This is a genomic window from Desulfovibrio sp. ZJ369 (assembly GCF_011039085.1).
Taxonomy (GTDB): Bacteria; Desulfobacterota; Desulfovibrionia; order Desulfovibrionales; family Desulfovibrionaceae; genus Desulfovibrio.
The window spans coordinates 1-11493 of the sequence record NZ_JAAKEI010000053.1 but is presented as its reverse complement, the minus strand read 5'-3'; the positions used below and the strand labels follow the sequence as shown (position 1 = coordinate 11493).

General features: G+C 60.3%; 3 protein-coding genes. All 3 read left to right on the top strand.

What is annotated here, in order from left to right; genetic code table 11:
* Positions 1 to 137: 137 nt before the first annotated feature.
* Positions 138 to 935, top strand: coding sequence for a hypothetical protein (locus G7Y51_RS12065; protein ID WP_165177828.1), 798 nt, complete (start codon positions 138 to 140; stop codon positions 933 to 935).
* A 157-nt stretch (positions 936 to 1092) separates the two neighbouring features.
* The gene (locus G7Y51_RS12060) at positions 1093 to 2595 is read left to right on the top strand and encodes a hypothetical protein (protein ID WP_165177826.1); all 1503 of its coding nucleotides are present in this window, start codon (positions 1093 to 1095) and stop codon (positions 2593 to 2595) included.
* Positions 2596 to 2627: 32 nt separating this feature from the next.
* The coding region (locus tag G7Y51_RS12055) for a strawberry notch C-terminal domain-containing protein (RefSeq protein WP_165177824.1) at positions 2628 to 11493 on the top strand (8866 nt) is incomplete at its 3' end.

Genomic DNA, 11493 nt, shown 5'->3' with positions numbered 1-11493 from the left:
AGCTTGCCGGCGCGAGGACGCAGGCGCGCGTGGGCGCCGAGCGGGAGAACTTTGACCGCCTCATGAAAGCCTCTGCCCTCAATGCCCAAAACGGCATTTTGCAGGGGATCGGCTTCATGAAGAGCTAGGGGGGCCATATGCCACTCTATAGACCACAGAATCCGTTTGCCGACGCCAGCAGCCAGATGCAGGGCGCGGCGGCAACCATGGGGAAGCAGACAAGGGAAGGCCCGCGCACGGAAATTGAGGCTCCACGGCCAACCGCCGGGCAAGTTCTGGCGCAGGGAATCAGCATTGTGGGCGCCGGGGAGCAGCTTTGGAATTACGGAAATCGCGGGGTTGACTGGATAAAGGGCCTTGGCGCCCCGGATGCGGCCACCCAGGCGGCGAAGGCCGGGGCAGGAGCGGCGCCCACACAGGGGGCCGTACAGGCTGCACAGGCCGCGAACAATGCCGCAGCGGGCGCCGTCCAACTCAACACCGGGGCGCAGGTCGCCCAGAATGGGGCCAGCGCAGCGGCGGAGGCGGGCAAGAATTCCCTGGCCGGAATGTCTGAGGATATTGCCGCGCAGGCTCTTGGGGAGTGTTCCAATAGCGCGGCCCAGGCGGCCGGGCAGACAGCCGCCGGCACGGCGCCGCAGGGTTTGACAACCATGGGCCCCGTGGTCGGGCCGGCCATTGGCGGTGTCGCCGGTGGCTATGCCGGCAGGGAGCTCGGCCAGGCCATTGCCGGCGATACAGGCGCAGCCGTCGGTGGCGTAGTCGGCGCGGCGGGCGGCGCCTACCTCGGCGGCATTGCCGGGGCGTCCATGGCGGGCGCCGCAGGTGGCGCGGCCGGAGGCGCCGCAGCGGGAGCGGCGGCGGGGTCAGCCGTCCCTGGCGTGGGCACGCTGATCGGCGCGGGCATCGGCGCTCTTGCATCTTTCTTTTTCTAGAGCGTTTTGCTCATGAAATGAGCTGAACGCTCTGGCGACAGCGTTAGCTGTCGCCCGCGCCGAATGAGCGTCCAGACCGCGCTCTGGACGCGAAATGATGGCAGCGCAGTGATTGAAAATAGATATTTTCAATCAAAAAATGCTCTGGAGGGCGCACATGACACTTTATAGCAGGGCCGGCGCGAATATGCCGCAAATGGCACAGCAGGCCATGAGTTCCGCCACTCATGCGGCGGCTTCTCAACAGAAGCAGATGACAGTGATCCACAAGCGGGACGAGAATTTTTGGGATGATCTCTACAAAGGAGCGCGTGCCGTCAGCGCAATCGCAGACACGGCTGATGATTTGTGGGGGATGTACGACAAGTACAAGCTCCGGGACGCCTACGACAACATAGACAAGGCGTTCGCAGAGGGCGGCCTCGCGGCCATTCAGAACAACCCCGACATGCAGGACTACCACCATAGCCAGGCGCTCGGCCAGTTTATGCAGGACAGGGCCAATAGCCAGAAAGGCTATCTGGAAATGCTCAAGGGCATGGATGCGGCGGCGGACAAAGCCTATCAGGAGTGGCGCTTGCAGGCCATGGGGGTGAGCGACGCCTGGAAATCCGGCGACATGCAGAAATTCATGCCTGCCATGCAAAACCTTGTTGCAATCTCCCCTCTGCCCTACCGCCTTGAGGTGGATGGGCAAGGAAATTTCAAGGAGATGTTCAGATCGGACGAGGCCGGGGGCTGGACGGCCACCGGGCGCACCATAACGCCAGAGCAGGCGTTCAACGAGATGAACAACATCCTGCGGGGCGAGCAGACGATCCTGCGGGGCGTCTCAATGCGGCCGCAGCCGTTCAATGAGGCGTTCAACGCCGCAGCGCGGCGCTCGTATTGGGGAACCATGATGGGCAACGCCGAGAACAGGCTTGACCCGAAAAAGCAGATCCCGCTCTACGATGCAAGCGGGCGGTTGGCCGGTGTGGGCGTCATTCAGAACCCCATCGACGACTACGCCGCAGGGCCGCGCCTTATCGCCTACGGCAAGAACGGAAAGCAGCTTGGCGTATTTGATGGGATCAATGGCGTTATGAGCGCCGGGCTTACTCCGTACCGGGCAAAGGGCGCCGGCAGAGGTGCAGGAGGAGGCGGCGGCAGGTACAGTCTTTCCTCCGGCGATATTTCCATCCTGAACAAATACGCCACCAGAACCGACCCGGAGACGGGTGAAAAGGTCACGGACTACGGTACGGCGGCGTTCCTTGAAGGCATCGTCCGGCAAACAGGATTGACTCCCCATGCCGCCATTGCCGCTTTTGATGACAACGTGAAAATGGCAATGCAGCAGGGGGCGAGCCGCGAGCAGGCGGAAAAGTATGTCATGGCGCATATGGGGCAGCCTCAGCCCAACGCCGCTGCCCCGCAGGCACAAAACGGGGCCCATGGATCCCCCGCAGGCGGGGCGCCGGGTGGAGAGGCAAAGGCCGCGCCCGCCTCGCATGGCCGCATATTGAAGGCGGCCCATGCGGACGGCAAGGGCGCACAGCCTGAAAAGCGTGACCCGAATGAAGCCGCATACCACCTCATGCAGGGCATTGGCACTTTCAGGAGGTCGGCAGGCGGCTCCACCTATGCGGAAGAGGACGACCTGAACTACCTCCCGTAGTCGAGATTCAAACCGATAGCCGGAGATTGATAATGTCCAGACAACCCGCCAACCGCCCGACGAATACCGACTACTCCTCCCTGCTCCTTGATTTCACGGGGGTAGATTTCAACGGGAACAAGGCCCCGCAGGAAGCGCAGCAGGAGGAGCCTGGCTTCCTCTCCAAGCTCGCCAGCAGCGGCGAAGCAATCCTTGAGGGGATCGGCATGCTCCCCGGCGGCATCGTTGACACGGTGCGCGACGCCTGGGGCGGCGGCGACATTGACGTGACGGACAGGGCGGAGCTTGAGCGCCGCGCGCAGCGGGAACGGGAAAATGAAGAATACGTCCGCAAGTACCAGGGCAAGACCTTTGAGGGCATCCCGGAGGCCATGATCTCATTGCCATACGGTGTTGCGACCATGGGCGCGAGCCTTGGCGCAGGCGCAGCCGCGCTCCCTGCCGGGCCTGGTGTTGCGGGAGCGGCAGGCATGGCCGCATCCGGCGCCTTTGCCTACCGGGCCACCAGGGAAGACTTCTTCCGGCGGATGTTGGGCGAAGCAGAGAAGGCGCTTGGCAGGATGCCAACCCAGGAGGAATGGGATCGCATTACCGCCGAATTTGACGCCGAGGCCACGGAGCTTGGGTTTTGGGAAGCAGGCACACAAGCCCTGAGCGACCTTTTCATGGCCAAGCTGCTTGGGCCGCTCGGCTCCAAGGTTTTGAAGAACGGTATCGGCAATGCCGTCAAGCGTTTCACCGGTCTGCATGTGGAAGAGCAGGCCGAAGAAACTTTCTCAGGCTGGGGGGCGGGTGACGTTGAGGCGCGGCTTGGCCTCCGTGACAAGGCTCCTACCGTCGTGGAGGCGTTCAAGGAGCAAGCCCCCGCAACATTCTGGCAGACAATGCTCATGGCCGGGGGCAAGAAGGCCGCCGACCTTGTTGCCAACCGGATGCGCCGCCGCTCGGATGAAGCCGCGAGCAATGCAATCAACCCCGGCGAACAGGCACGGCCGGAAACGGTTTCCTCCCAGGCAGCGCCATTCACGGAGGAAGAGCTAGCGGCCGGCTTGTCCGGCCCGACGTGGAAGGCGGAAGCCCCCCGCATGAGCGAAGAAATGTGGAACCGGGAGGCGGCCGCCCGTGGCTTTGACCACCTGCGAACCGATCTGAAAAAGCCCGATTCCATTGATGTGGCGGCCGCCGCCGACTTCCTTATTGAGCAGGGGCGCGCCCCCTCTGTGCGCTACACGCCCATGCTTCAGGCGCTGGAAGCCGGAAGCACCATAGACCTCTTGCAACTGCCGCAGGACGCCTCCGGCATGGCCCAGGGCATCCGCATGTTTGGACTGCCCGAAGGCACGGGCGCGCAGGCAATGGGCACCAATGACACGGGGCTTGGGCCGATTGCCACGCCAACCGAGTATTATGAGCCAAGCCCGATTGCCACGCCCTACCAAGCCCGGCAGGCGCTTCCGCAGGTGTCGGGTGCGTCTGCTGGGCCGGGGCAATGGGCAGGCGGAAGGAGCCAGTTGAGCTACCCGTGGCACGGCATGGCTCAAGGTATCGGCGGCCTGATGGATACGCAGCAGGCGGAACCGTCCGCAGGCCAGGGACGTTGGGCCGGGGGCAGGTCGCAACTCGCCCACGGCGGGGGCAGGATGCAGGGTTTGGGGTTCATGGACGAACAGGGCGTCGCTCATGCCGCTCTACAACCCATCCCGACACAAGGCCAGATCACCAACACTCAGACGCCGCCGCGCGCCGACACAACGGCCATGGCCGAAGGCCTGGGCCTGATCCCCCCGGAGGCGACACCAGAGGCAGCGCCGGAACCCAAAGAGGCGCCGGACGGCACCGTGGACAAGGACAACGTGTACGTCAAGCATAATGGCTGGTGGTACACGCTGGGCAAGGATGGGCAGCCGGTGGATAGGCTCGGCGTGTCGTACTATGCGCGCCTCGAAGATGAATGGAAGGCATCCCGAAATGCGGCCAACGAGGCTGCGCCGGCGCCTGCCGCGCAAACACAGAATGGGGCCCATGGATCCCCCGCCAGCCAGCAGGCGGCGCCCACAATTTCGCCTTTGCAGGGGATTGGGGCTATGCTAGAATCAGGCACAGCCAAGCCACTCACGGAGGCGAGCAATGGCAAAGAAAACCAAGGCCCAGATGGACTGGGAATACCCGGATCTCAGCAAGGCGACGGTGGACGATCTCCTGAACGGCCTGCTGGCCATGCGCCCAGGGGAGCCGGAGGACGCGCTGACGAAGGCAGAGGCCCATCTGCCAAGGCTCCGGCCGGATTGGGAATACAACCCGGACGAAACAGACGAACAATAAAAATCCCCAACCGCCAGGATGAACACGTCAGTTACGAAATTTTGGAAGCTGATGATGTTCAGTCGTCCCACATCCCGGAAGCAGGCTTTCAGCCGAATCCGCGCTACCAGCTTGAAAACGAGAGGCGCTACCATGACGAGCCGGCCAGTCAGGCCAAGGTTCTCAACAACGCGCAGAATCTCGATCCCGCATTCCTGATAGAATCCGTTGACGCCAACCACGGCGCGCCGGTCATTGACCGTCAAGGCAATGTTCTTGGCGGGAATGGCCGCGCCATGTCTGTACGCATGGCCTATGAGAAATTTCCGGAAAGGGCGTCAGTTTACAGGGGCGCCCTGGTGGAGCAGGCCGAAAGTCTGGGGCTTGACCCGGAGATGATCGCCCGGATGAAAAGGCCGGTACTGGTGCGGCGCCTGGAGCGCGAGATGGACGACGCCGAAAGGCAGGCTCTTGTCAGCGCCCTCAACGACACATTTACGGACAGCAAAAACGCGCGCACAGCCGGGAAATCACGCGGGGACAGGCTCGGAAGGAAAACCCTTGAGGCGCTTGGCCGGGGTTTGTCTGAGGCCAACAGCCTGCGGGACTATTTTGATCAGCCCGAATCGGCCAAAGTCGTGGAAATGCTGATTGACGACGGGGTAATACAGGCCACGGAACGCAATGCCCTGGTTGGCCGGGACGGCCTGCTCAACCCGGAAGGGAAGAAGGCCGTGGAGCAAGCCCTGCGCGGACGCGTGGCGCGGAGCTATGAGGCGCTGAACGCGCTGCCAACTCCTGTGCTTGGAAAGCTGGACGCGGCCATTCCCTATCTGCTCATTGCCGAAAACGTGGGCGGAAAATGGAATATCACAGAGCATGTGCGCGACGCCATTGAACTCATGGCGGAATTTCAGTCCAGCGCCCAGAAGGCGCCCGAAACATTTCTGGCGCAGCAGGACATGATGAAGGGGGCCGCGCCCTCTGAACGCTACTCACAGCAGGCGCAAGAACTGTTCTTGAGGATGCTGAACACCAAGAAAAATGCCTTTGTTGAATCCTTTGCAAAGTTTGCCGCCCACGCCAGGGTTTCCACTGGCGGCATGGGCATTGGCCTTGGCGCCGCACAAGCGGGTGAAAAGTATTTGGGACTTGCGCCGAGGGCGGAGCGCAAGGAAGAAAGCGCGCCCTCTGGCGACGGCAAGCCCGAAGGCGCGCCAGCCGCGAGCACGGCGGAGCGGAGGAAGGGGCAATACGGGAGCGCGGATAGCCCAGACCTCATTGCGCTCTCGGAACACTTCGCGGACAGGCTCATGTCTGGCGCCGCCTATGGCTCCATTGTAGAGGCCCGGAAAGAGGCCGCCGGGCTTCTTGGCGGAAAAATCTTCCCCGGCACGGAAGCCGCCAAGGCTCTTGACGAGGCCATTGAGCTTGGCGCGGTAAAGGCTGCGCGCAAGACCGTGACAGACATGCGTGCCGGCGGGAAGAGCGACGTTGAAATTTTCCGGGAACTGGTCAGCCTCTATCAGCGTCAACCGAACCTCGGAGCGCGGACAAGCACCAGCGTTGCCCAACAGGCGTACAGCACGCCGACCCCCATTGCGTTCCTGGCCTCGCGTCTGGCCGGGATCGGGAAGGAAACGACGGTATATGAGCCTACCGCCGGGAACGGCGCACTTCTCATTGAGGCAACGCCCCGGCTTGTGACGGCCAATGAATTGAACCCCGGACGCGCGGGCCGCTTGCGCGCGCAGGGCTTTACCGTCACAGAGCAGGATGCAACCGACTTCCGGCCGCCCTATAGAGTGGATGCCGTAATTGAAAATCCGCCCTTCGGGCGCGTCTGGGATGAAAATCATACCGTCACGCGGGAAATGGACGTTGACGGCTTTGCCACGAAGGAGATCGATCAGGCAATCGTTGTGCGGTCTCTCCAGGCATTGAAAGACAAGGGCAGGGGCCGCGCCGTCCTCATCATCGGCGGCAAGCAGGGCGGCGAGGACGCACGCAAGCAAAAATACCGGGCTGCCTCCCAAACAAAGTTTTGGGGCTGGCTTTTCAACAATTATCATGTGTTGGATCATTTTTCGGTTGATGGTAAACTATACTCACGCCAGGGGGCCAGCTTTCCCATTGACGTGATTGTTTTGGATACCAACGGCGCCAGCGCCGGGCGGATATTCCCCGGCGCGAACTTGCCGCGTATGTATTCTTCCTTTGAGGAACTTGAGGGGCTGTTCAATGAGCACAGTGCAGATAATCAGGCCGGGAACAGAAGAGCTGAAGATACCGATCCCCAAGGACTGGAAAGGGGAACAGCTGACAATGCCAGGATGGGAACCGGAAGTTCTGCCCGCGCCGGAGGGTTGGAAGGCGGGGACGGTAACGGAGCAAACCCAGTTGTGGGAACTCCTGGCGAGGCACCTGCTGCACTTGATGGAGCTGGAAGAAGATCCGGACGCGAGCAGGAAGGAGAACGCCGAAGCGAGGATGGAGGCGGCGCAATTTCTGGTAAGGGAACTGAACAGCGCGGATCTGTGCCTTTACACGGCGAACGTTCAAGAACTGGCCAACAAGAATCCAGAGGCGTTTCGCCTGCTGGTGACGGACGAAAATCTTCAGAGCAAACTGCTGTCGCACCTGTTCGCCCTGGAATTGAAGAAGATGGAAATGCAAGAGGCGTACAAGGTGAAGGAGACCTTTCCGATACCGATAGAAACGGTGGAGGAAGAGGACGTCGAGACAATGGACATTCGCAGTTGGGCAATGGCGGCAGCGATGATCTGGTAAAGCCAGCACGCGAGACAAGGCCGGAGAAACAACAGAAGGCTACAGAGTTTCAGGCCCCCTACAAAAAAACAAGTTCTCTCCCCTCCATGGGAACGCTCGTTCCCAAGAACATGGTTACTGCCGTGGACAACGCCATGAAGGCGTTGGAAAAGGAACACGGCAATATCGACAGCTACGTTGCCACGGAACTCGGATACACGCCGGAGGAACTTGGCAGCTACTTCGCCGCCGAGCAGGTTGACGCTCTTGGCCTGGCAATCCACAACCTGGCAAATGGCGCAGGCTTCATTATCGGCGACCAGACCGGCATCGGCAAGGGCCGCGTCAATGCCGGCATCATCCGCTGGGCCAAACAGCACGGCAAGACGCCCGTTTTCATTACCTGTTCCAACACACTGTATGCCGATATGGTGCGCGACCTTGCGGACATCGGCATGGACAGCTTCAACCCGTTGCCGACAAATCCCTCATTGACAGGCGAAGAAGCCGTGCCGCTGCCTGACGGGCGCACACTGACAACGAAAGGCACCGCAAAACACGGCCAGTTGCTGGCGCAGGTGGCCGCAGACGGCCTTGGCGACTATGACGCCGTGTTTACAACCTACAGGCAGTTGAGCAACGACCCGAAGGGGACGCGCCGCAAATTCCTTCAGGACATCGCTCCGAACGCCATTTTCATTCTGGACGAATCGCACAACGGCGGAGCTTCCGATGAAGGATCGAGACGATCCAAGAAGAAAGAGAGCACGTCCCCGGAGCCTCTTTCGGTGTTCATCCGCAAGTTGCTGAACAGCTGCCCCAACGGGACGTTTTATTCCTCAGCTACCTACGCCAAGCGTCCTGATCTCATGGATTTGTACTCCAAGACGGATATGCGCTTTGCCGTCAACGACATCAAGACGCTGGGAGAAGCTATTGCGCGTGGCGGCATCCCCATGCAGCAGGTTGTTGCGGCAGAGCTGACCGAGGCAGGGCAGTACATCCGCCGCGAGCGTACCTGGGAAGGCGCGGATGTGGAAACGGCATCCGTGAAGACGGATACAACGCGGGCCGACGCCAGCGCCGAGGCCCTGCACGTCATCATGCAGTTTGACCGGGCCAAACAGGAAAGCCTCAAGAACATCAAGGACAGCGAGGCGGACCACGGCGGCACAGCATACGACAACAGAAGCGCCAACGAAAGCGCCATAAGCTCCACCAACTTCTCAAGCGTGATGCACAACCTCATCAGTCAAAGCCTGCTGGCCCAGAAGGTTGACGCCGTTGTGGACGCCGCTGACACAGCTCTGAAGCGAGGGGAAAAGCCTGTCATTACGCTCAGCAACACCATGGGCGCTGCTCTTGATGATTTCACCAGGGACAACGATGTGAAGGTCGGCGACCCTGTCAGCATGACCTTCAGGGATATGTACCTGCGCTATCTTGAAAAGACACGCATGATCACGAAGAAGGACAGCAAGGGGAGCATCGTTGAACAACGCCTGCTGACTGACGAGGAGCTGGGCACGGAGGCCTTGGGGCTCTACAACCATGCGCGTGACATCATCAATGAATCCGGCCTGGACGTTCTGCCGCTGTCCATCATTGACAGTATTGAGCATGGCCTGCGGCAGCGCGGGTACAAAGTCGGTGAAATTACCGGACGAACAACAGGTATCGACTACTCCGGCACGCAACCCGTGCTGTCCAAAGTGGACAACTCCAGCATGAGCCATGCCAAGGTCATCAAAGACTTTAATGGCGGCGAGCTGGACGCGGTTATTCTGAACTCTTCAGGCAGCACAGGCATAAGCCTGCACGCCTCGGAGAATTTCAAGGATCAGCGTCGCCGTACCATGATTATCGCGCAGCCCGACCTGAACATTGACGTGTTCATGCAGACGCTTGGCCGCATTTTCCGCACGGGACAGGTTGTGCCGCCGAAATATCAGCTGCTTTTCACGGACATCCCCGCCGAAAAGCGCCCGGCAGCCATCCTGGCAAAGAAAATGGCGAGCCTGAACGCCAACACGACGGCAGCCAAGGATTCCGACGCATCGTTCAAAAATATCCCCGACTTCATAAACAAATACGGAGATCGCATCGCCTTGCAGGTTATGTCGGAGAACCCTGAGCTTCACGAGCGCATGGGCGCTCCGCTCAAGCTCGGCAAGGATAGCAATACCGACGGAGCCATGCAGAAGCTTACAGGGTATATTCCCCTGCTCCCCGTGAAAGACCAGGCGCGCCTCTATACCCTTCTGGAGGCGGAATACAATGCGATGATTGCCCAGCACGAGGCCATGGGCACGCTTGACCTTGAAGCAAAAACGCTCCCACTGGACGCGAGGCTGATACACGAGGAGGTTATCCAGCCGGCAAAGACTGACGAGCATATCTCCAAATCGCCCTTTGCCGCTGCGGCCAAAGTTGGCGCATACGATGTAAAGCGCCTGGGGCATCCGTTCAGCTCCGCAAAGGTGAAAGAGTTTGTGCAAAAGGCCAAACCTGTTGATACGGATGCCGAACAGAAAAAAATGCGTGCCTACGCAAACGAGCGCCTTTCCCGCATCAAGGATGAAGATCGCAGGGAAGCCAATAAGGATCGGCTTGAGGCGGCATTCTCGGATTTCATGTCCATTATACGGCAGTTCAGCATCGGCGACCCGGTGATGGTCAACAATGAACGCGAGCAGCAAAACATCCCCGGCGTCGTCATCGGCATCTACCGCGACGAGCGCATAGAAAATCCGCTCGCGTTGAGTTCGTGGAAAATGGACGTTGCCATAGCCGACGCGGCAAAAAGGATTATTTTCCCGTTCACACAGCTTGCCAGGGGAAGGTCAGAAGAAGGCGCGACCACGGTTGAGGCTTACGGGATTTCTCTTTCGGAAGCCTATAAGGCATTTGACAGCGGGCAGAGCGAAAGCCGCGAGAAAGTATATATTGCCACGGGCAATATCCTTTCAGCGTATGAACGCCTGAAAGTTGGGAAGGTTATTCAGTTTCAGGATCATGATGGCAATATCATCCCTGGGCTGATGATGCCCAGGGGCAAGAGCATGGAGGAGCTGCTTGACGCTGTGGACACGGCCATGACACCAGAGCAGTCAATGCAGTTCCTTGACAGGCTTGCTCCAGGGGCCGGTATCGTCAAGACCGAGGACAAGAATTTTGCCATGACGCGGGGCGAGGACGGATACCATATCTCCGTGCCTGCCTCCAAAAAGGATGGCGCGCAATACTTTTTGAATGGCGGTATCCTGAGCGCGGCGAGACGGGATTTTGTGAAGTCTGGACAAAGCATGGTGCTGCGCGACCTGACGGCCAGGCAGGCGGCCGACGTGCTGAAGGCCATGTCCGGGCAGGGTTATGGTTTTATTGCCGACAACAACAAGGAAGTGGCGCGCCAGATCATTGAGCAGACGAAGCGCGCCGAAGCGCCGATGGCTTCCCGTATGCCTGAGCGATACCTTCCGCCGCGCAGGAGAGGCATAGCAAAGTTGAGGGCGGCAACGGTCAAGGCTGTGGCCGATAAGCTGAACGCGCGGGCTTCCCATGCCGCGCCTGTGGAGGTTGTGCAGCGCGCGGAAGAACTGCCCGAATCTCTGCGGAAGATTTTTGCCGACAACCTTTCAGAGATAGAAGGCGTGTACGACCCGGCGTCGGGTATGGTTTGGTTCGTCGCGGACAATATTTCAGATACCGGGCGCGTGGCTGAAGTCTGGGCGCATGAGCAGATCGTGCATCACGGCCTGCGGGGGATGCTCTCCGACGCGGAACGCAAGGCTGTGCTGAACCGGCTTTGGCTCAATCTGGGCGGCATGG

Excerpts from the sequence above, each read along its gene's own strand:
- G7Y51_RS12065 (WP_165177828.1), top strand. The coding sequence starts at position 138 with ATGCCACTCTATAGACCACAGAATCCGTTTGCCGACGCCAGCAGCCAG.
- G7Y51_RS12060 (WP_165177826.1), top strand. The coding sequence starts at position 1,093 with ATGACACTTTATAGCAGGGCCGGCGCGAATATGCCGCAAATGGCACAG.